This window comes from Arthrobacter pascens, from assembly GCF_030816475.1.
Taxonomy (GTDB): Bacteria; Actinomycetota; Actinomycetes; order Actinomycetales; family Micrococcaceae; genus Arthrobacter; species Arthrobacter pascens_B.
Window position 1 is genome coordinate 3,917,727 of sequence record NZ_JAUSXF010000001.1, and the last position, 20,879, is coordinate 3,938,605.

A 20,879-nucleotide genomic window follows, 5' to 3' on the forward strand; every position below is an offset into this window, starting at 1 on the left:
GATTTCCGCCCCCCGTTTTCTCACCCCACTTTCCCGCCCAGCCGGCAGCCTTCCGGCTCTATTGGCCAGCGCGGATGCTGGCTAGCATTGAAGAATGACCGGTGGCGGTCGCTGCCGGCCCCGGCCCGCAGGTAGAAACAGGGTGAAATGCCATGGGTTTGGATGACAAGATCGAAAACACCAGCGAGAAGCTCGGAGGCAAGGCCAAAGAGGCCGCCGGTGAGGCAACGGACGACGAGCGCCTTGAGGCCGAAGGGAAGATGGACCAGACCAAGGCGGACCTGAAGCAGGCCGGCGAGAAAGTCAAGGACGCTTTCAGGAAGGACTGACGCTTTCCGGTCCAGTACTCGGGCGTTCCCGCATCCTCGCCGGTTCCGGCCGCAGGTTCGACGGGTCCCCCGCAGGTTTGACGGGTCCGCCCAGGCCGCCGTCGGCCCTTACCGGACCACCGCCAGGGCGAACCCGTCCCACCCCTTCGACCCGACCGTCTGGATCACCGTGGCATCGAGCTGCGGATGATTTCCCATCAGTTCCAGCGCGCCGATGATCCCGGGTGCGTTGACTTCGTCCATGCCGGGGTCCAGCACGGCTCCTTCCCAGATGGCGTTGTCAAGCACCACGGTGGTTCCGGGCCTGCCCAAGCGGACAGCCCAATCGAGGTACCTGGTGTTGTTTTCCTTGTCCGCGTCGATGAAAACAAAATCAAAGGGCTCCTGACCCTCCGCCTGCAGGGCAGCCAACGAATCAAGGGCCGCGCCGACGCGAATGTCCACTTTGTGCCCTAACCCCGCAGCGTCCAGGTTGGACCTGGCAACGTCAGCATGTTTGGGAAGATATTCACACGTCACCAGCACGCCGTCGTCGGGAAGTCCCTTAGCCATCCAAATGGTGCTGAAGCCGGCCAGCGTGCCGATCTCCAGCACACGGCGGGCACCGGAAATCTGGACCAGGAGTTTGAGGAGCTTGCCCGCGTTCGGCGCCACTTCTATGGGCGGCATTCCGGCGTCGACGGCGGACTGCACCGCACGCTTCAAGGCTTCGTCAGGTTGCACGACTGTGTCAGTCAGGAAGTCTTCGACGGCGGTCCACGCGGTCTGGGGCTTGTGCTCAAACATGGCCACAGTCTGGCACGCGGCATGAAGCGGGTCTAGGCAGCACGCCGCAGGGCCCCATACAAGGACGTCCAGGAATGGAAGGCCGTTTAGGAACCGCCGGAGATCGCCTGTTCCAGGCGGTCCACTTTTGCGGTCAGCTCGCCCGTGTAGCCGGGACGAATGTCAGCCTTGATGACCAGGGACACGCGGCTGCCGAACTGGCCCACGGCCTCGGTGGCCCTCTTCACCACGTCGAACACCTCGTCCCAGTCGCCTTCAATAGTGGTGAACATCGAATCCGTCTGGTTGGGCAGCCCCGATTCCCTGACGATTTTCACAGCGGCGGCGACGGCGTCGTGCACCGACGCATCGGAAGGGCGGGAGCCGTCCGCGGGCATACCTGACGGGGCAACCGAAAATGCAAGCAACATGGAGCCAGTCTGCCATGGTCCGAAGCTGCGGCGCGGCGGCCGGTAGTGGGCCGTTAATAGTCCGGCGCACGTCATATAACCGTTTACCCTTCAGTAACCGTGAACGCTTCGGGCTGCATTGCTAACCTGTTCGCATGAATCTTGCAGTTGCCCGCAAACCGCTCCGTGCAGATGCAGCGCGGAACGTGGACAAGATCATCACTGCGGCCCGTGAATGTTTCCGCGATTTCGGCCCCGATGTGCCCCTCCAGACCATCGCTGCCACCGCCGGCGTGGGTCCCGCCACTCTGTTCCGCAACTTTGCTGACAAGGAGGAGCTGGTCCTGGCCGCCCTTAACCGGCAGCTCAGGCTGAGCGTGGATCCCGTCATTGACGACGCCCTGGCTGACATGGACGCTGCGGGAGGCCTGCTGCGGGTCATTGAAGCGATCATGGCTGCCGCCAGTGACAACGCCAACCTGCTGGGGGCTGTTGCGGGACGCCGTGAACTGCTCACCGGAATTACCGGCTCGCTCATCGACTCGATCGGCGTCCTGCTGGGCCGGGGCCAAGGCCAGGGAACTCTCCGCGCTGACATCTCCATGACGGACATGTTCCGGCTCCTGGCGATGCTCATTGGCGTAGTGGACACTATGGAGCCGGGGTCGGACGCCTGGCGCCGTCCCGTGGCGCTTATCGAGGATGCCATCCGCACGGAAAGGCCTCACCGGCCGTTGCCCGCCCAAGTGCCGTTGCCAGCCTCCCAACTCCAGGGACCGCAGGTCACGGGCCAACCGCTCCGGGGCTCACGGCTCAGCTAGCTGCTGCCGCCGCAGGCCTTGCCCATTGTGGGCATCCAGGAGTTGGAATAAACTCAGGTAGGGTTACGCAGCCAGCCTCTGAATTCCCAGATGGAGCGACCCATGAAACACGTCCTGCGTCATCATCACACCAGTCCGGTCACGCGATGAAAAGCTCGCACCTCTCCCACATCATCAGCGATCCGCGCGGTCCGGAAGAAGTCCTCCCCACCCTGCCGGCGGAAGAGCTGGCCAATCTGTTGGATGCCCTCTACCAGAACCTTGACACCCCCACACCCGAATTCGGTGCACAGGTATGGTACGAGCTGGCGGTCGAGGAAAGTGCCCGCCGGGCTGTCTCGCCCGGGGGCGCCGCCCACGGGGTTGCCTAGCTAATCCCGGGTTGCCTAGCTAGTTCTGGCCGTAACGGCCGCCTCACGACCGTTGGCGCGACTAGCCACACCTCCAGCCTCGAGCCAGGCTAGCTCGCGCCGTCCCCAGGCCTGCTGCTGCTGCCACGCTCATCGGTGTCCAAGCCATGATCATGATCGGCGTCGGGATGATCGTCCTGATGGTGGGCTTGTTCCTTGGCCTCCATCAAGTGCTGCTGCAGTTTTTCCTCGGCGTCCCGCCGACGGCGTGCGGTGTCCCGAAGGTCCCGTGTGGCCTGGGACCCGCCCGGATCGACATAGGCAGGCCGCGGCTTGCTGAAGGGCTCGGCGGCACGTCTCTCGGTCGCCCGGGTCTCGGACGACGGCCCGGCACTTCCGCTGTCTACGTCCGGCTGGTTAGTATCCTGCCGATCCGTGCCCGGCTGGTCAGCATGCTGCCGATCCGCGTCCGGCGTCTCAGTGTCTCGCTCTGGATGTTCGTTCATCACGATTTCTCCTTTCGGCCGCAAACCTGGGCTGCGGGCCCTCTCTCCAGTGGACCATAGATCAGCACAGGACAAAGTCAATCGTTACGCGCTGACTCCCGGCTGCGTATTTCGTTGCGAACCGCAGCGTAGAGGGCGGCTGTCTGTGATCCTTGGCCGATGTCCATCGCGAGCCGGAGGCGCTGGCCAAGGAAATCCAAGTCATCGGCAGGGACGTCCGAGAGGGAACTAAACCGGGCGAAGAACCGCTTGACCGGCACTCCTGCGCGGCGGTTGCCGGAAGCAACGGCGCGGGGCATCCCGGGTCTTTCACCGGCTGTATGCAGATGGTTTTCCATGTCACCACTAATTCTGGAGTTCCATGGCCAGCTGCATAGCCTGAGCTTCATATTACAGCGCCCGTGACCCGGGCCACCAGAGAATGCTCAGGCCAAGCCGATCATCCGCAGTAATGCGGCCGTACAGGCACCTATCATGACCACCAGCAGGAACGGCGCCCGCAGCGCCAGGGCCACAGCGGCGGCCGCGAGCGCGCCCAGGCGTGCGTCGGCTGCTAATGCCTGGCCGGTCGCCACCGCGTTCACGATGGTCAATGACGCCAGCAGGCCGATAGTCATGGTGCCTGCCACCCTGGAGATCCGGGGATTCTCCAGGAACTTCGCCGGCACAAAATAGCCCACCACCTTCCATGCATAGGCCAGGGCGCAGGCCAGCAGCAACCAGATCCAAAGGTTCACGCGCCCGCCTGCTGTGAGTCCTGGTGGTTGTGATGGTGCTCGGAATAGGGATCAACGTCAGGCTCCAGGCCTTCGTCCCTGCGTCCGTGGCTGAACCAGCCGGTCACGGCGGCCACGACGGCGGCGATCAGAATGGGCACGCCCGCCGGAACGAACGGCACGGCGAGCACTGTGGCAAGGGCGCAGACCGCCGCTATTGCCACGGGTTCGCGTCCCTTGAGCCTCGGCCACAGGAGGGCCAGGAACGCTGCGACGGCCGCGCCGTCCAGTCCCCACTGTTTCGGATCGCCCAGCCCGCTTCCCGCCAAAGCACCCACCGCCGTGAAGAGGTTCCAGAGCACGTAGATTCCGATCCCGGCCGCCCAGAAGCCTCGTTTCTGCTCGGCAGGATCACTCTGCCCTGTGCTGGTGGCAGTCGACTCGTCGATAGTGAACTGCGCGGCCACGTATCTGCGCCAGCCTGTCGGGTGAAGGAGGGCGTTGAGCTGCATCCCGTAAATGCCGTTGCGCATCCCCAGCAATGTGGCGGCGCCCATGGCAGCAATGCCGGATCCGCCGCCGGCCACTACTCCAATGAACGCGAACTGCGAGCCGCCACTGAACAGCAGCAGGCTCAGTGCCATCGTCTGCCAGAAGCTGAGGCCCGAGGTGACGGACAGTGCACCGAAGGAAATTCCGTAGAGACCTGTTGCGATGCTGATGGAGAGGCCCACCCTGACGGCGGGCGATGCCAGGAGCTTCATGGCTCCACTCAATCACAGCAACCTGCTGTGCCTAAACACAGCTGCTAAACACCTGCAGCTTAAACGCTGGCAGCAGAACACGCACGGCTAAACACAAGCGGCAAACAGGCACCTAATCCGGCAGTTGGAGCTGCAGGCCGGCCGGTTGGAGCTGCGCCAGGACCCTTGCCGGAATGTTCGTGGTGATCTCGTGGATGCCCAGACCCTGGCACAATGCCACGTCCCGTTCCGAGTCCACGGTCCACACCCGGAAGCGGCGGCCGGAATCCAGCCAGCGCTGAACGGTGCGGGCATGCTCACGAACGTAATTGATGCCAGGGCCCGCCAGCCGCACCTCGCATTCATCAATGATCCGTTCGCCTTCCAGCTGGGCAGCCTTCATCACGTTGGCTATGGCAACTCCGGTCAGCGGCCCCAGGCCCAGCTCCTCCCGGATCTCGTCGACGTCGACGTCGTCCACCAGCTGGCAGATGAATTCCGCCGGGACCGTCTGGAGCAGGTGCTTCACCGAGTCCGGGCTGAAGCTCATGAAAGTCACCGTGATGTTGTCCACCGAGGACGTGCCGGCGTCCCAGCCTTCGCTTTGGAGCACGTCCAGCACCCGGTCTTCGAGCCTGAGCTGGTAAGGACTGGGATGTTTAAGTTCGATTGCCAACCGGATGTCCCGGCCGGCGCCGCGGAGAACGTCCAGAAGCTCCGGAAGCGTCAGGAACTGCTCGGAGCGTGCACCGTATTTCTCCGGAATCCGGGCACCTTTCCAGGACGAGAAATCGAGGAGCCTTAATTCAGCCAGGGTCCGCTCGGCAACCGGGCCGGTCCCGTCGGACGTCCGGTCCAGGTTTGCATCGTGCAGGAGCACTGCGTGCTGGTCGCGCGTCAGGTGCACATCGCACTCCACACCGTCGGCGCCGTCGGCCAGGGCCTGGAGGTAGGCGGCGCGGGTGTGTTCGGCGAACACGGCGCTGGCACCCCTGTGCGCAAACACCAGGGGCCTCATCGGCAAAGACTCGTCAATTGTCATGAGGACACGCTAGTCGGTGCGGCCGACGCGTGCGGGACTAGGCTGGGCACATGCAGGTGAATTCTGAGCCAATTACCAGAGAAGCACCGGAGAGGCCCGCCAGCTCGCCGCAACCGTCGCGGAAGGCGAGGGCCGCCGTCGTCGGCAATCAACTTAGTCCAGGGGATGCCGAAAAGGCGGCAGCCCTGCGGAAAATGAAGCTTCTGGCGCTGGGTCTGCTCATCGCCATGGCCGTCATCTTTGTGTTTGCCTTCGCCCTGCAGCGGGATTATCCATGGCTGCAGTATGTACGGGCTGCGGCGGAGGGCGGGATGGTTGGCGCGCTGGCCGACTGGTTCGCCGTCACCGCCCTGTTCAAGTACCCCATGGGAATCAAAATCCCGCACACTGCCATTATCCCGCGGCGCAAGGACCAGATCGGGGCCTCGCTGGGTGAGTTCGTGGAGACCAATTTCCTGTCCGAGCAGGTCGTGCAGGACAAGCTGGCCAGCGTGAACATTGCCAAGAGAGCCGGCGAATGGCTGGCAGCGCCGGGCGGTGCGGAACGCGTGGCGAAGGAGGGCGCCGCAGTCATTCGCGGCGTGTTCAAGGTCCTGAACGACGACGACGTCCAGGCAGTGATCGAAGGCATGGTCCGCAAGCATCTGCTGACTCCGCCGTGGGGACCTCCGGTGGGCAGGATGGCAGAGCGGATTTTCGCTGACGGGCATCACCATAAGCTGGTGGACCTGCTGGTGGACCGGGCCGCGGACTGGGTTGACGACAACCACGAGACAATCACACGGCTGGTTTCGGACCGCTCCCCCACCTGGGTTCCGCAGTTCGTCGATGGACTGGTAGGCGACAAGGTGTACGTGGAGTTCCTCAAGTTCACGCGCGCCGTGCAGTCCGATCCCAATCACCAGGTGCGGCTGTCGATCGATAAGTACCTCAACGACCTGGCGCAGGACCTTCAGTACGATCCGGCGATGATTGCCCGCGCCGAGGACATCAAGGCGCAGGTGCTGGGCGATCCGGAGGTCCGTGAACTCGCCTCCCGGACCTGGGGCACCGTAAAGGGCGCCCTGCTCAGCGCGGTGGACGATCCGGAAAGCGATTTGACGGTGAAGTTCAAGGCTGCCGTCCGGGATTTCGGGTCTCGCCTCGTCAACGATGCCGAGCTGGCCGGGAAGGTCAACGCCTGGATCGGCGATGCTGCCGGTTACCTCGTGAGGACCTACCGCTCCGACATCGCGGGCGTGATCACGGAAACCGTGGCACGCTGGAATGCCGAGGAGACCTCGCGGAAGATCGAACTGCAGGTGGGTAAGGACCTGCAGTTCATCCGGATCAATGGAACAGTGGTGGGCTCCCTCGCCGGGCTGGGCATCTTTGCGGTGGCGCACCTGCTGTTCGGCTGACGAGCGGACCAGCTGGGCACAAATTACAGTTGAGCCCTGATCGTGCGCGGGCCGAAACCTCCCAAGGTTCCTTTTCAAAGTGGCCGCTGGTTATCCACATAGGCATTTATCCTCAACGTCTTTGTCAGTGCCTCGCGGGATGCTTTAGGCATGGAAAGAACGGCGGCAGAAGATGCGTTGGAAGCCTTTGAGGCTTCCATCCCCGTGTTGCTTTCCCATGTGCGGCGCGGGTTAGGCAGCTCGATCTCCGCCGTTTCTGATCCTCTTCGGGAGCAGGCGGATGCGTGCCTGGACGGGCTGGCCGAATCGGCCCGGGTCGAAGCGATGCTGGCCGCCCTTAAGGTGCACCTCAGCAGGGGGTACGCGGATAAAGCCACGGCTATGGCGCCGCCGCCCGCATCACCCCAGGAGCACACCGCCCAGGAAATGGCCGTGGTCGCGGAGGTCGCGTGCGTCCTGACCGTGAGCGAACGATCCGCCAGTGCCCTGCTCGCCCAATCCCGCGAACTCACCACCACCCTGCCCCGAACGCTGGCTGCACTGCAGGACGGATCGATTTCGTGGCAGCACGCCCGGTTCATGGTCGATGAAACCACGAGCCTTGACCCCGCTGGCGCGGCGGCGCTGGAGGCTCACTTCCTGACTCCCGTGATGGTGGACCCTGAGAAACTCGGTGCCGCGCGGAGTTGTCCGGCCGGGGAGCTGGTCCCTTCCCGGTTCCCGGCCAAAGCCCGCACCTGGCGGGAGCGTCACCATCCTGTCAGCATCGAAAAACGTCACTCTAAAGGCATCCTGGACCGGCGGGTTGAGTACGCCCCGGACCGGGACGGTATGGCCTGGCTGTCCGCCTACCTGCCCGCCGACACCGCGGCCGGGATCTGGGACCGGATCACTACAGCAGCGCGGGCCCTGCAAGGCCCCGACGAGGGCAGGACCCTGACCCAGCTGCGCGCGGACACCGTGGCGGCCTGGCTCCTCGAATCCACCGGCACCGGCAGCACGACCGGCGCCGGCAACGGGGGCATCAGCACAGTTGGCACAACGACAGCCACCACCGGCGGCGGGGTGCCGTCACCTAAGGCCCAGGTCCTGGTTACCGTTCCGGTGTTCGCCCTGATGGGCCTGACTGATGAACCCGCCACCCTGGACGGGTATGGCCCGATCCCGCCTTCCATGGCTCGCCGGCTGATTGCCGACGGCGCCGACTCCTTCCACCGCGTCCTGACCGACCCCCGCGACGGCGCACCCCTGGAAATAGGCCGCACCAGCTACCGCATCCCCACAGCCATGCGGCAATGGCTAAGGCTTCGGGACGGCAAATGTCCCTTCCCTGGCTGCAACAACCACTCCCTGGACAACGAAGCAGACCACCTCCTCGCCTGGCACAAAGGCGGAACCACCGGCATCACCAACCTCGGCCAGCCCTGCCCGAAACACCACAAACTCCGACACACCACCGCGTGGAAACCAACCCAAGCCACCAAAAACAAACCACCAGGCTGGACCTCACCCACCGGACGCCACTACCAAAGCGAACAACAAAACTGGGAACCACCCCACTGGCCACACCAGGTCTTCACCCCTGCCGACCAGTTGGAATAGGGCTACCTGCGCCTAGGCGAAGGATTGCAGTTCCACGCCGGCGGACTCCAGTCCGGCCCGGACACCGGCGGCCATTTCCACTGCGCCCGGAGTGTCTCCATGGATACACAGCGAATCGGGGTTGACCTGAACCACTGTTCCGTCCACGGCCACCACCTCTCCCTTCGTCGCAAGGCGCACTGCCCGCTCAACGATCGAGTCGACGTCGTGCAGCACGGCACCGTCCTGCGAGCGCGGCACCAGCGTCCCGTCCGGCAGGTAGGCCCGATCCACAAATGCCTCGATGAACACCGGGTGGCCGGCTTCCTTCGCCTGGACCAAAAGCTCCGAGCCGGGCAGGCCCAGGATCGGCAAGCCGGGGTCGTATGCCTGGATTGCGGCTACCACAGCGGAGGCCTGTTCGCCGTCGTGAACCAAGCGGTTATACAAAGCGCCGTGCGGTTTCACGTAGTCCACGGATGCGCCCACGGCATGCGCCACCCCGTCGAGGGCGCCCAACTGATAGAGGACGTCACCGAAAAGCTCGTCAAAGGACATGTCCATGGAGCGCCGGCCGAAGCCGGCAAGGTCCCGGTAGCCCACATGGGCGCCGACGGTCACGTCCAGCTCGAAGGCCGCGCGGCAGCTGTCCAGCATGGTCACAGGATCGCCGGCATGGAATCCACAGGCCACGTTGGCGCTGGTCACCAGCCGGAACATGGCGGCGTCGTCTCCCATGTTCCAGGAGCCGAAGGATTCTCCGAGGTCAGCGTTAAGATCCAAGATTTTTGCCTTCCAGCGTTTGGTTGTCGGGTGCCGCGGTGGCCTGGAGCTCTCCCGGGATGGTGTCCGGCATGGGGCCGAAGGCTTCCCTGGCGTTGGCTGCCACGGCCCGGCCCATCATGAGGTTGCCGGCACCGCCCACAACTGCGCCGATGCCGAACGGAAGTGCGCGGCCGAAAAATGCCGAGCCCTGGCGCCTGAGCAGGTTCCTGAGGAAGGCCTTTCGGATTTTGTTGCGGACCACACCAAAACCGGAGACCGGCATGGACTTGGACAAAGCGTTGCCCCACGCCTGCGTGGCGCTTGTCCCCTTGCCTGTAGCCTGACCGCTCAAGGTACCCAGCAAGGCCGTTCCCTCCTCACCGAGCATGATGGCCATGACCATGGTGCTGGCTTTCTCCGGATTGGTCAGGCGGATGCCGTGAAGCTCGGCGAGTGACGTGGCATAAAGCGCCGTCGCTTCCAGGAAGCCCACGGTGGCCACGGCAGAAAGCCCCAGTGACGCTATAGTGCCGACGCCCGGCACCACGGCCGTGGCACCGACGAGCGCGCCACCGCCCGTGACGGCCCTCAGGTAGTCGCGTTCCAGTTTGGCGGCCAGTTCCGCAGCGCTGGCACGTGGGTGCCGGCGTTGCAGCCGGCGGATGTTGGCCAGCACCAGGGGGCGCTGGATCTCCACTGCCCGGAGCAGCATGTTGTGCACTCCGGGTTTTGGCTTGCCGTCGGCATCGAACACCGCGTTGTGGGCGGTTTCCTGTGCGATTCGTACTGCGGGATTGCTGCGCCTGGCCATGGTCACCTCTGCTTCTGTCCTGCTTCCGGCCTGCCGGCAGTTCCGGCTGCGACCCTGCCTTAACACTAAGTGCGCTTAACCCTAAGGGTGCTTAACACTAGCCGCTCTCCTACATCACCCATGATTCGGCCGCGGCTATGTAACCTGACGACGACGGCCCCCGCGGTCCCGGATAGACCCTTGCGGCGCCCGGCCACTCAACTCCGAACTCGACTAGCCGGCCGCTGCTGCAGGGCAAGTAGACGTTGTTGAGGGCTGCTGCATTGGGCCCAAGCTGGAAGTCGGGTGAGGAGAAGTGCCGTCGGTCCAGGATCCCGGAAAGTTCGAGTTCGGCCTTGCGGCCGGTGGCGCGGAATCCGCGGTCCAGGTCCAGGTCGACGTCGAACTCATCCTGGGTGTGTGTGATCCCGTTCAGCGGAAACCTGGCTGCTTCGGGAAAATACCGGGTCAGTTCGCCGGCTAGCGTTGCAGCGAAGTACTCGTTGGTCCCGTAGCTCCGCCAGCCCTGCAGCGTGGCCACGAGCAACGCCCTTCCAGTGCCCCAGCGGGACCAATCGGCCATCCAGAACGACGCGAAGCAGCTGGCGGCCTCCCCGGGAATCAGCACCCCGGCGGCATCCACAGGGTGCAGCGCGAGGCCGGGATTGGCCCCAACGAAAGCCAGGCTTCGCCGCCACGATGCTGTAGGAACGGTCTCCATTATCTGAGCCTAGGCGGGGCGCAGGAAATCCTGCGGCAGGCATCGCCGGAGCAATGGCCTGGACTGTGGGCTTTTTCGAATGGCAGTACATGGCCGTTCCCCCGTCATCCCTCCGAGCCTAAACTTGCCCTATGCCCGCCCCCAAAGCCCTGCGGCCCTTTGCCCACCGTGAATATCGGGTGCTGATTACGGCGCTGGCCATCTCCATTTTTGGTTCGGGGATGTGGGCTGTCGCCATGGTTTACCAGGTGATCCACCTAGGCGGAGGTCCGCTGGAATTGTCCTTCGTGGCCACGGCGGGCAGCGTGGGCCTCGTCGGCTTTGTCCTCGCGGGCGGCATCGCCGCTGACAGGGTGCCGCAGCGGCTCCTGATCATTGCCGTGGAAGGTGCCAACCTGGCCGTGATCGCGAGCATCAGCGGGCTTGCCATGGCGGGATGGCTGCAGCTGTGGCACGTTGCCGTCGGGGCCTTTGTGCTGGGCGTCGGGGCCGCCTTCTTCTTCCCCGCTTACTCGGCGATCCTGCCGCGCATCCTTCCTGCGGAGGATCTGCTGGCAGCCAATGGGATGGAAGGGACACTCCGCCCGATCCTCCAGCAGGCAGCCGGACCCGCTGTCGCTGGAATCCTGGTGGCCGCGCTGTCCCCGTCGCATGCCGTAACCGGGGTGGCGGCCTGCCACCTGTCGGCGTTCATCATCCTAAACTTTTTGGGCCGGCACGCACTGGAAGCGCCCGCGAACGGGGCGGAACATCCTTGGCCTGCAACGGACGGAGCACCCGGTGAACGGGCCATCAGGACGTCCTTTTTCGCCGACCTCAAGGAAGGCGTCCGCTACACGCTTCGCACCCCGTGGCTTCTGTGGACCCTGGTGTGGGCGTGTATCTCAGTGCTATTCCTGATCGGGCCCATCGAAGTGCTGATGCCGTTCGTGGTCCGTGACCAGCTGGCCGGCGATTCCCGCATGTTCGGGTTCCTGCTGGCCATCATGGGGGTGGGCGGGGCTGTGGGTTCGCTGGCAACCGCCTCCCTGAAGCTGCCGCGCCGGTACCTCACGGTGATGATGGTTTCCTGGGGCATTGGCACGGTGCCGCTGGCCGCCGTCGGCATCATGGACAGCTTCTGGGCAGTCGCAGCGGCCCTGTTCGTGTTCGGTGCGACCGGCAGTGTTGGCATGGTCATCTGGGGCACGCTGCTTCAGCGGCGCGTCCCCGCCCACCTCCTGGGCCGGGTCTCCAGCCTGGACTTCTTTGTGTCCCTCGCGCTCATGCCTGTCTCCATGGCGCTGGCCGGGCCGGCTGCCGAGGTGCTCCCCGTCTGGCTGATTTTCCTGGTGGCCGGCGGAGTCTGCCCGGTCATGGCCGTGATCGCCTTGATCGTTGCCCGGATGCCCGACGACGAACTGGCCCATCCGCTGGAAACGGCACCGGAGACCGAACGCACGACGGCGGGAGGAGACTGACGCAGGACCCCGCGCCAACCGCCCGGCCAAAGAACACGCTCAGGCTCGGGCGCGCACTACCGGGATGCTCGCCGTCGGGGGCCCGCTCGGGAAGACCGTGGGCTCCGGAACGGGTACGGGCTCCAGCGGCACCCGGACAGCGTCCCTGCCTACTGTGATCAGCTGCCCGCGGACGTCCACCGCCAGCTCCTCACCGTCGCGGACAGTGAGGCTGATGGAGCCGGCGTCGAGCTCCACCAGAAGCAGCCGGCCCTGGATTTTGAGGTGGAAGGACAGGCTCTCCCATTCGGAAGGCAGCCGCGGATCAAAGAACGGGACGGGCCCCTGGTCGCGGAGGCCTGCGAAGCCGCAGACCAGCGAACTCCAGACACCGCCCGTGGACGCGATGTGCACGCCGTCGATGGTGTTGCCGTGGGTGTCATCCAGATCGATGAACACAGCGTTGGTGAAATGCTCCAGGGCCGCCTTGGGATACCCGACCTCGGCTGCCATGATCCCCTGCACACACGCGGACAGGGTGGAGTCGCCGGTGGTGATGGGGTCATAGAAATCAAACGCCCGGCGCTTTTCCTCAGCCGTGAAGTCCTGCCACTGCAGGAACATGGCCAACACGGTGTCGGCCTGCTTCAGGACCTGGTGCCGGTATATCACCAGCGGGTGGTAATGCAGCAGCAGCGGGTACTTGGACCGCGGAGTAGTCCAGTCCCAGGGCTCCAGCGTCATGAAGTCGTTGTCCTGGGAATGGACCTGCATGCGGTCATCGAACGGAAGCTGCATGCGGGCAGCGGCTGCCTCCCACAGCTGCCGCTCCTCGTCGCTGATTTCCGCGTGGTCAAGGCCGGCGGCTGCGCGCAGGTTAAAGCGGGCCATCACGTTGGTGTACAGGTTGTCATTGACGACGGCCGTGTACTCGTCCGGGCCGGTGACGCCATGGATGTGGAAGAGCCCGTCCTTGCCGAAGAAGCCCAGGGAGATCCACATGCGCGCCGTTTCGATCAGCAGATCGGCGCCCATGCCCTCGCTGAAGGCACGGTCCCCGGTAGCCCACAGGTACCTGTTGGTGGCGAAGGCAATGGCGGCCGCAATGTGGAACTGGGCGGTTCCGGCGGCGTAGTAGGCACTCGCCTCAAGACCATTGATGGTGCGCCACGGGAAAAGTGCGCCATCGACGCTGAGTTCCTTGGCACGAATCTTTGCCGCAGGGAGCATCTCGTGGCGGAACTCCAGGACCTGTCGCGCGCCGTCGGGGTTGGTGTAGGTCAGGTATGGCAGGAGGTATACCTCCTGGTCCCAGAAGTAGTGGCCTTCGTAGCCGGATCCGCTCACACCCTTGGCAGGGATGCCTGCGACGTCCGCGCGCGCTGTCGCCTGCGCCAGCTGGAACAGGTTCCACCGGATGGCCTGCTGCAGTTCGGGCCGGCCACCCACGACGATGTCCGACGTGGCCCAGTAGCGGCGGTAGTGCGCCTCGCTTTCGGCAAAAACATCCTGGACAGGACGGAGTCCGGCTTCCGCGGCTTCTGCGGCGTCCAAGCCGGAATCCTGGATCCCGCGGCCGGCGGCGTAGCTGACGCTCTTTTCCAGCAGGAAGGGCCGATCCGCCCCGATAGCCAGGACGTAACGGACGCTGCTGTCATCCTGGTCCACCAGTGTGTCGAAGGGCTGGAGCCCGACTGACGTCCAGTGGTCCACTGCAAGGCCGACCATCTGCCGGGATTCCGCTGCTTCCCAGGAGAGCCTGAGTGAGCCGTCGCCGCCGTCGAGCCTCAACGGCAGCAGGACACGGCCGGCGTGGCGGCCGGACCGGCGCGGATCATGCACGGAATGGTCCTCGACCGGCTGGTCCTGCCTGTTGATGACGGAGGACGTGACGTCCGCGGAGACCTCCCGGTCCGCTGACACCTCGAGGGAAATACCCAGGCTTCCGCGCGACTCGAAGCCGACTGCACGGCGCTCGATGGTGGTCACCGTTGCGCCGGAACGACACTGCCAAGTGATGTGACATTCATAGATCCCCGTGGAGAAATCAACGGAGCGGCGGTAGTCCTGCACTGTGGATTCCGCCAGGCTGAGCATCTCGCCGTCGATGATCACCGTGAAGTTGTTCGCATCCGGCACATAAATGATCCGCTGGCCGGTTCGGGCAAACCCGAAGGCGTTCTCGGCGTGTTTGATGTCCCAGATTTCGTGCAGCCCGTTGATGAAGCTGCCCGGCAAGTCCGAGTCGGCTGCTGCCCAGTGGGCTCCGCGGATGCCGAGGTGCCCGTTGCCGAGGGCAAACAAGGTTTCCAGGGTGCCGGCGCTGTCCGCCTCGTGGCGTGTTTCCACGAGCTGCCACGGGGCGTTGGGGAACCGTTCGCGGTCCGCGGTGATGAGAGCCATGGTGTTGGGGTCCTTTGGCGTGCAGCTGTGGGGTAAGACAGCTTCGATGGCGGTTGGAGAGTTTGAGGCGTTAGGGGTAATGCGTTTAGTAACAGGGGTAATGCGTTTGCGTAGCAGGGGTGGAGCGGGTGAAGCGGACAGCCGGGGAGCTGGCGCTAGAGGAGTTCCTTGAGGTCCTCCACCACCACGGTGGCCCCGGCATCGAGCAGTGTCTGCCTGCCCGCGCCGCGGTCCACGCCGATGACGGAGTGGAACTGGCCTGCAGAGCCGGCCTGGACGCCGGATACGGCGTCCTCGACGACGATGCACTCCTCCGTGGGCAGTCCCAGCAGGTGCGCGGCGTAGTCGTAAGTGGCCGGGCTGGGCTTGCCGGGCAGGCCTTCGGCCGCTGCCACGACGCCGTCCACCACCACGGGGAAATGACCGCTCAGGCCGGCAGCCTTGAGCACTGCCGGCGCGTTCCGGGATGAGGAGACGACGGCGACTTTCAGGCCCCGGTCCAGCGCGGCTTCGAGGAATCGCACCGAGCCTTCGAAAGGCTCAACGCCGGCGCTGACGATGTCGTTGAAGATCCGGTTCTTCCGGTTGCCGAGACCCTGCACCGTGACGTTCGCAGGATCGTCGTCCAACGGCCCCTCGTCGAGCACAATGCCGCGGGACGCCAGGAAGTCCCGGACGCCGTCGAACCGTGGCTTGCCGTCGATGTGATCGAAGTAGTCGCTTTCGCGGTAGCCGGCCACCCCGGGATGCGATGAAAGGTAGCTCTCGAAGAGTTCCTGCCAGGCACGCTCATGAACAGTGGCTGTGGGGGTCAGCACACCGTCAAGGTCAAAAAGGATGGCAGCTGCGCCCTTCAGGGATGGGATGGATGTTTCCAGAAGGTCGGTCATATGCGGTGCTTGTCCTTTCAGACGGGCAGCGTCAGGGGAAGAGTGCATGGGTGTGGCGGTGGCTATGGCGTCCGCAGGATCAGCAGGCGCGGCAGGTATGCGCGGGCAGGAAAACCGCGGCAGGCCCGGGGCCGCTGATGAAAGTCCTGTTCCATCATGGCCGCCGCCTCCTGCCTTGACAACCCTGCTGAACGGGGCCGGCGGTACCGCTCGGACAGCAGTATGGAACCTCTGCACGCTGCCCGCCTCCTTTCTGCCCAGTTCAAGGGCCGGTGGACCGGCCGACGTTGAGTGTAAGCGCTTGCAAATTTGGCGCGCAACTGTTTTTTCAACCGGCCGAAGTGTGACGTAATTCTCAGCGCAGGCGGAGGGCCGGCGACGGCTCCTGAAGGTGCGTCAGCGGAGGACGTAATGGCGGAGGAAGGCGCTGACGTCCGCCATTTCCGCCTTGCACATGGCGTGCCCCATCCCCGGGTACGTCCTGGCGGTGAGCTGCGTTTTCGCGTTGAGCCACTCCTCGGTATACGCGATGGCCTCATCATTGATCACCAGGTCTGCCTTGTCCCGGCCCCAGAAGAAGGGCGGTGGAGTGTCAAAGGATTCGCTCAGCGCCAGGAGGTCATTCTCCAGCACGAAACCGGACAGGCCCACAGTCGCCTCGTAGTCCTTTGGATGCAGCCGGAGTAGCGTGCTGGCCATGGCCATGCCTTGCGAATATCCGAGCAGGTTCACACTACTGTGCTGCCCCTTGACCGAACTGATCCAGGTGTGGACGGCATTGGTGGCGCTGATGACGTCCGCAAAATCGTTCACGAGGAAGTAGTCCAGGAGGAACCAGCCGTAGTGGTCGCCGATGGCCATGGGGGCACGCAGCGCCGCGCAAGTGAAGTCGGAAGGCAGGTAATCAAACAGCCGCACCATCCGGGATTCGTCCGTGCCATAGCCGTGCATCATGACCAGCAGCGGTGTCCCCGCGCGTTCATTCTCCGGTTTTGACCAGACCACCGTCTCCATCGGAACAGCCTATCCAGACCCCAGTCGCCCTGCCGCCGCTTGCTGCACCGCCGCCGCCTTGGAAGAAAAATCAGCGATGGTCCGCAGCTGGTCGTCGCTATAGTCTTCCAGCAAGGCTGCCAGTCCGCTCATGAAATCCGCGAAGTAGGGCGCTGCGGCGGCGCCCTGGTCCCCGACGAGTTCGATCAGAACCTTGCGCCTGTCCTCCCCGTGCCGGACGCGCCGGGCCACACCCTTGGCCTCCAGCCTCTGCATGAGGCCGGTCACCGACGCGGGGGCCAGCCCGGAATGCTGCCCGAACTCCCCCGCCGTCATCGGACCGAACCGCATCAGAATCTCGATCGCCTTGCCCTCCGTGGCCGACAGTCCGCGCAACTCGGAGAGTTTCGTATGGAACATGACCGCCGCCGTGGACAGTTCCCGTCCCGAGTCATAGACCGCCTGGAGCAGTTCCTCGCGCTGTTTCCGCATAATCCGAGGCTAGCAAACCATTTCGGCAAGCCGAAAGGATTGCCCGGGTCAGCTGGCCGGGATATATTTCGTTTAACCGAACGAAATATATTCCAAAGGAGAAGCAATGCTGCAATGCCTCGTCATCGGGTCCGGAGTATCCGGCCTGGCCACGGCCCTGTCCCTGCAGAAAGCAGGGCACACTGCCGTCGTTTATGAAGCCTATGCCGTTCCGTCCGACGGCATCGGCGGCTTCCTGACACTCGCCGTCAACGGCTTCGATGCCCTCAATACCCTGGGAGTGAAGCCGGCGGCTGCAGAACTGGGGTTCAGCACGCCACGGATGTCCATGTACCTCGGCAGCACCGGACGCCACCTGATCGACTTCGAGTTCGGCGGCACCCTTCCGGACGGGACAACGGCGCGCACGCTGACCCGTTCCGAGCTCTATGGCCTGCTTCGAACCGAAGCCACGCGGCGTGGCATCAAGATCGAATACGGTAAGCGGCTTAGCGCCGTGACCGAAAGGGCCGACGGCGTCACGGCAGTTTTCGACGACGGCACTTCCGCGGGCGGCGATCTGCTGATCGGCGCGGACGGGCTTCGTTCCACCGTGAGGACGCTGATCGAACCCCGCTCCCCGGCGCCACGCAGCATCCCCCTGCTCAATACCGGAGGCATCACCCCGGCTGGAACGCTGCCCGCCGGCACTGTGGACATCGGGCCGGGGCAGATGAAAATGATCTTCGGCAAACGGTGCTTCTACTGCTACATGCAGGACCCTGCAGGCCGGATCTGGTGGTTCGCCAATCCCCTGCAGCGGACAAGGGAGGATGTTTCACAGCTCGATACCGGAGAGCTCAGGGACTGGCTGACGGGCCTGGTGGCAGGCGACAAAACACCCATGGCGTCCATTATCAGCGCTTCGCCGGACATCATCAGGCCGTACTCCACCTTCGATTTTCCGAGCATTCCCCGCTGGCATCGGGGCCGCATGGTCCTGGTGGGCGACGCCGCGCACGCGGCGTCGCCGTCGTCCGGCCAGGGTGCCTCGATGGCCATAGAGGATGCCGTGACGCTGGGCCGGGCAGTGGAGGGCATCAGGCCCGATACCGCAGGCGCAAGCGCACTCCGGACGGCGCTCACGCGATACGAGGCCGAGCGGCGTGAACGGGCCGAAGCCGTGGTGGAGTGGGGCCGGCGGAGCGCGGCGCCCAAGATCCGCGGACAGTTCAGCCGCGTGCTCGAAGACCTGGTCCTGAAAGCTGTGTTCCGGTCGCTCTCCCGCAAGGCGGCAGCGGACTTCGACTGGATCTACCGGCACCACATCGAGTGGGACACCCGGAAAAGCGCCGGATTTCAGGCCCCGGTTCCACCCGGCGCCGGGGCAGGTGATGTAGCCTGACATTAGACAGCATGCTTACCATGCTGTTCAGGAACGTCGCTGTTGGAAACAGATCGGGCAGTCCTCACACCTTAGGAGTAAGTCATGAGAATCGGTTCCTCCATTTTCCTCATCGCACTCGGTGCCATCCTGGCTTGGGCCATCACCCCTGGATTGATCCCCAACGTGGACCTGACGTTGATCGGCTACATCCTGATTGCTGTCGGTGTTATCGGACTCATCGTCTCCCTTATCATCGCGTCTCCGGGACGCAGCCGGCGGGTCAGCGAAACCCGCTCCGTCATGGATCCGAACACGGGCGAACGCATCACCCGCAATGAAAGCCGCGACGGCCAGCTGTAGGGACGGAGACAGTACGCATGCATCCGGGAGGCCGGGCCAGATCCAAGCGGTCAGGCCCGGCCTTCTTTGTTCTTGTGGTTTTCCATTGACAAACCAACATGAACAAAGATAAAGTCAAGTAATTCAACATCATGTGATGCCAGTCACCTGAAGGATTTCCAGACTTTACGCAACGGAGGGTATGTGTTTGCCGAGGAGCGCCAGCAGCAGATTGCCGAGCTTGTTGCCGGCAGCGGTCGGGTCAGTGTGACCCTTCTGGCCGAGCGCTTCCGCATCACCACCGAAACCGTCCGCCGGGACCTGGCGGCGCTCGAGACCGTCGGTACTGTCCGCCGGGTCCATGGCGGCGCCGTCGCAGCCGACCGCTTCAGCACCACCGAGGAAAGCATCAACGAACGGGCCGTTCAGCGCCCGGACCAGAAAATGCGAATCGCCCAGGCAGCCCTGGCCCTCATCCCTGACGCTTCGCCGGGAAGCGTCCTGATCGACGCAGGCTCCACCACCGAAGCCCTGGCAGAACTGCTCTCCCGCCGCGCCGGCGTCGAACCTTCCGTCCCGGCGGAACCCGGAACGGAGCTCGTGGTGATCACCCACGCCATTCCGATCGCTGGAAAGCTGTCCACCACACCAGGAATTGCGCTCCAGATCCTGGGCGGGCGGGTCCGCGGCCTCACCCAGGCCGCCGTAGGACAGGCCACCGTGGAGGCGGCACGCCGGATCCGCCCGGACATCGCGTTCATCGGCACCAACGGTATCCACGCGAGCTTTGGCCTCAGCACTCCCGATCCTGAAGAAGCCGCCGTCAAGGCAGCCTTCGTCCATTCGGCACGCCGCATCGTGGTGCTGGCCGATTCCTCCAAGCTGGACGCAGAAACCCTGGTCCAGTTCGCCTCCCTGAAAGACCTGGACACCTTGATTACAGACAAAGAGCCCGGCCCCGAACTAGCAGCCGCTCTCACGGAGGCCGGGGTAGACGTGGTGATCGCATGATCGTCACGCTTACCGCCAACCCGAGCCTCGACCGGACAGTAGCCCTGCCCGGACCCTTGGAACGGGGCGAAGTCCAGCGCGCCGTCTCCGTCAGCCAGGAGTCGGGAGGCAAAGGCGTGAACGTTTCCCGCGCGCTGGTGGCCTCCGGCCTGGAAACGGTAGCCGTGCTCCCCGGAGCTGACAGCGATCCTGTCCTCGCGGGACTTCACGATGGAAAGGTTCCGTTCGCGTCCCTCGCCATCGGCGAACCGCTGCGCACCAATGTGGCCCTCACCGAACCGGGCGGGGTCACCACCAAGATCAACGAACCCGGTCCGGTCCTGAGCGAAGAACAGCAGGAAGCGCTGATCGTGCTGCTGCTGGAACGCTCGCGGGGCGCCAGTTGGGTGGTCCTGGCCGGCTCGCTGCCGCCTGGCTTCCCGGCTGACTTCTACGCCACCGTGACCAGGCGCCTGCGCTCGGCAAACAACGGCAGTGCTCCGCTGATTGCTGTCGACTCGTCCGGTGAACCGCTTGCCGGCGCTGTCGCCGACGCCCGGCCCGATGGCACGTCACCGGAGGGCATTTCCGGGAAGCCGGACCTCCTTAAACCCAACGCCGAGGAACTGGCGGAACTGGCTGCGGCAGCCGGCTTCGCCCTGGCGTCCACCGCTGACGAACTTGAAGCGGATCCGGTGGCTGCCGCGGCGGCCGCTGCCGCCGTCGTGCGTTCCGGTGTGGGTGCTGTACTGGCAACTCTCGGGTCCAAGGGAGCTGTTTTGGTAACGGCCGACGGCGCGTGGCTGGCCACGCACCCGCCGGTCGCCGCGGTCAGTACTGTCGGCGCCGGAGATTCGGCGCTTGCAGGCTACCTGCTCGCCCACGGCCAGGGCGCCGCCCCGGCCGACTGCCTTCGCCAAGCGGTGGCCCACGGTGCCGCCGCTGCTTCCCTGCCGGGTTCCACTGTCCCGGCAGTCCACCAAACCACTCCGGATGCCGTAACCATCACGGCCCTTCGAAAGGATTGA

Annotated in this window: 24 protein-coding genes; 10 read left to right on the plus strand and 14 right to left on the minus strand. The window is 64.6% G+C overall.

The genetic code is table 11. From position 1 onward, the window contains the following. The first annotated feature begins 152 nt into the window (after positions 1-152). On the plus strand, positions 153-329 hold the full coding sequence (locus tag QFZ40_RS17940) for a CsbD family protein (protein WP_306906018.1): 177 nt from the start codon (positions 153-155) through the stop codon (positions 327-329). A 108-nt stretch (positions 330-437) separates the two neighbouring features. Here the strand turns inward: QFZ40_RS17940 and QFZ40_RS17945 are convergent, their stop codons facing one another. Beyond that, positions 438-1,115 carry an O-methyltransferase gene (locus QFZ40_RS17945; RefSeq protein WP_306906019.1) on the minus strand — a complete coding sequence of 226 codons (678 nt, stop codon included), beginning with the start codon at positions 1,113-1,115 and terminating at the stop codon, positions 438-440. An 86-nt stretch (positions 1,116-1,201) separates the two neighbouring features. Further along, a complete protein-coding gene (locus tag QFZ40_RS17950) occupies positions 1,202-1,525 on the minus strand; it encodes a thiamine-binding protein (RefSeq protein ID WP_306906021.1) in 324 nt (107 codons plus the stop codon). Between the two features lie 134 nt (positions 1,526-1,659). On the opposite strand from QFZ40_RS17950, the gene QFZ40_RS17955 reads away from it, so the two are divergent. Both QFZ40_RS17955 and QFZ40_RS17960 read left to right on the plus strand, forming a co-directional pair. Then, positions 1,660-2,325 carry a TetR/AcrR family transcriptional regulator gene (locus QFZ40_RS17955; RefSeq protein ID WP_306906023.1) on the plus strand — a complete coding sequence of 222 codons (666 nt, stop codon included), beginning with the start codon at positions 1,660-1,662 and terminating at the stop codon, positions 2,323-2,325. Positions 2,326-2,471: 146 nt separating this feature from the next. Beyond that, positions 2,472-2,696 (plus strand): hypothetical protein, encoded by a 225-nt coding sequence (locus tag QFZ40_RS17960; protein ID WP_306906024.1) that lies wholly within the window; start codon positions 2,472-2,474, stop codon positions 2,694-2,696. 89 nt (positions 2,697-2,785) lie between these two features. Here QFZ40_RS17960 and QFZ40_RS17965 read toward each other — a convergent pair whose 3' ends face one another. From QFZ40_RS17965 to QFZ40_RS17985, 5 genes are all read right to left on the minus strand, one after another. After that, positions 2,786-3,181 (minus strand): hypothetical protein, encoded by a 396-nt coding sequence (locus QFZ40_RS17965; protein ID WP_306906025.1) that lies wholly within the window; start codon positions 3,179-3,181, stop codon positions 2,786-2,788. 77 nt (positions 3,182-3,258) lie between these two features. Continuing rightward, positions 3,259-3,519 carry a hypothetical protein gene (locus QFZ40_RS17970; RefSeq protein WP_306906026.1) on the minus strand — a complete coding sequence of 87 codons (261 nt, stop codon included), beginning with the start codon at positions 3,517-3,519 and terminating at the stop codon, positions 3,259-3,261. A gap of 87 nt (positions 3,520-3,606) precedes the next feature. After that, positions 3,607-3,918, minus strand: a complete 312-nt coding sequence (locus QFZ40_RS17975) for an AzlD domain-containing protein (protein ID WP_306906027.1) — start codon at positions 3,916-3,918, stop codon at positions 3,607-3,609. Then, positions 3,915-4,661 (minus strand): AzlC family ABC transporter permease, encoded by a 747-nt coding sequence (locus QFZ40_RS17980; protein WP_306906028.1) that lies wholly within the window; start codon positions 4,659-4,661, stop codon positions 3,915-3,917. The genes QFZ40_RS17975 and QFZ40_RS17980 overlap by 4 nt, the downstream gene beginning before the upstream one ends. Before the next feature lie 112 nt (positions 4,662-4,773). Beyond that, entirely contained in the window at positions 4,774-5,682 is a 909-nt protein-coding gene (locus QFZ40_RS17985) for a glycerophosphodiester phosphodiesterase (RefSeq protein WP_306906030.1), read from the minus strand. 50 nt (positions 5,683-5,732) lie between these two features. Between QFZ40_RS17985 and QFZ40_RS17990 the strand changes: the two genes are divergently transcribed. Further along, on the plus strand, positions 5,733-7,082 hold the full coding sequence (locus QFZ40_RS17990; protein ID WP_306906031.1) for a DUF445 domain-containing protein: 1,350 nt from the start codon (positions 5,733-5,735) through the stop codon (positions 7,080-7,082). A 150-nt stretch (positions 7,083-7,232) separates the two neighbouring features. Continuing rightward, on the plus strand, positions 7,233-8,684 hold the full coding sequence (locus QFZ40_RS17995) for an HNH endonuclease signature motif containing protein (protein ID WP_306906032.1): 1,452 nt from the start codon (positions 7,233-7,235) through the stop codon (positions 8,682-8,684). 12 nt (positions 8,685-8,696) lie between these two features. Here QFZ40_RS17995 and QFZ40_RS18000 read toward each other — a convergent pair whose 3' ends face one another. The 3 genes from QFZ40_RS18000 to QFZ40_RS18010 form a co-directional block, all read right to left on the minus strand. Beyond that, the gene (locus tag QFZ40_RS18000) at positions 8,697-9,446 is read right to left on the minus strand and encodes a LamB/YcsF family protein (RefSeq protein WP_306906033.1); all 750 of its coding nucleotides are present in this window, start codon (positions 9,444-9,446) and stop codon (positions 8,697-8,699) included. Next, positions 9,436-10,239: a hypothetical protein gene (locus QFZ40_RS18005; RefSeq protein WP_306906034.1), complete on the minus strand. Its 804-nt coding sequence runs from the start codon at positions 10,237-10,239 to the stop codon at positions 9,436-9,438. Before QFZ40_RS18005 ends, QFZ40_RS18000 begins: the two co-directional genes overlap by 11 nt. Before the next feature lie 109 nt (positions 10,240-10,348). Beyond that, positions 10,349-10,939 (minus strand): hypothetical protein, encoded by a 591-nt coding sequence (locus QFZ40_RS18010; protein ID WP_306906035.1) that lies wholly within the window; start codon positions 10,937-10,939, stop codon positions 10,349-10,351. A gap of 131 nt (positions 10,940-11,070) precedes the next feature. Here QFZ40_RS18010 and QFZ40_RS18015 point away from each other — a divergent pair, with 131 nt between their 5' ends. Further along, positions 11,071-12,399 carry an MFS transporter gene (locus tag QFZ40_RS18015; RefSeq protein WP_306906036.1) on the plus strand — a complete coding sequence of 443 codons (1,329 nt, stop codon included), beginning with the start codon at positions 11,071-11,073 and terminating at the stop codon, positions 12,397-12,399. A 39-nt stretch (positions 12,400-12,438) separates the two neighbouring features. Here the strand turns inward: QFZ40_RS18015 and QFZ40_RS18020 are convergent, their stop codons facing one another. The 4 genes from QFZ40_RS18020 to QFZ40_RS18035 form a co-directional block, all read right to left on the minus strand. Continuing rightward, entirely contained in the window at positions 12,439-14,781 is a 2,343-nt protein-coding gene (locus tag QFZ40_RS18020; protein WP_306906037.1) for a glycoside hydrolase family 65 protein, read from the minus strand. 155 nt (positions 14,782-14,936) lie between these two features. Beyond that, positions 14,937-15,671, minus strand: coding sequence for an HAD family hydrolase (locus QFZ40_RS18025; protein ID WP_306906038.1), 735 nt, complete (start codon positions 15,669-15,671; stop codon positions 14,937-14,939). A 396-nt stretch (positions 15,672-16,067) separates the two neighbouring features. Further along, positions 16,068-16,685 carry an alpha/beta hydrolase gene (locus QFZ40_RS18030; protein WP_306906040.1) on the minus strand — a complete coding sequence of 206 codons (618 nt, stop codon included), beginning with the start codon at positions 16,683-16,685 and terminating at the stop codon, positions 16,068-16,070. 9 nt (positions 16,686-16,694) lie between these two features. Beyond that, complete coding sequence (locus tag QFZ40_RS18035) at positions 16,695-17,156, minus strand: MarR family winged helix-turn-helix transcriptional regulator (RefSeq protein ID WP_306906041.1); 462 nt, start codon at positions 17,154-17,156, stop codon at positions 16,695-16,697. Between the two features lie 106 nt (positions 17,157-17,262). On the opposite strand from QFZ40_RS18035, the gene QFZ40_RS18040 reads away from it, so the two are divergent. From QFZ40_RS18040 to QFZ40_RS18055, 4 genes are all read left to right on the plus strand, one after another. Continuing rightward, entirely contained in the window at positions 17,263-18,540 is a 1,278-nt protein-coding gene (locus tag QFZ40_RS18040) for an FAD-dependent oxidoreductase (protein WP_306906042.1), read from the plus strand. A gap of 84 nt (positions 18,541-18,624) precedes the next feature. Next, a complete protein-coding gene (locus tag QFZ40_RS18045) occupies positions 18,625-18,882 on the plus strand; it encodes a DUF6458 family protein (protein ID WP_306906044.1) in 258 nt (85 codons plus the stop codon). Between the two features lie 183 nt (positions 18,883-19,065). After that, on the plus strand, positions 19,066-19,872 hold the full coding sequence (locus QFZ40_RS18050; protein ID WP_306906045.1) for a DeoR/GlpR family DNA-binding transcription regulator: 807 nt from the start codon (positions 19,066-19,068) through the stop codon (positions 19,870-19,872). Continuing rightward, positions 19,869-20,879: a 1-phosphofructokinase family hexose kinase gene (locus tag QFZ40_RS18055; protein ID WP_306906046.1), complete on the plus strand. Its 1,011-nt coding sequence runs from the start codon at positions 19,869-19,871 to the stop codon at positions 20,877-20,879. The genes QFZ40_RS18050 and QFZ40_RS18055 overlap by 4 nt, the downstream gene beginning before the upstream one ends.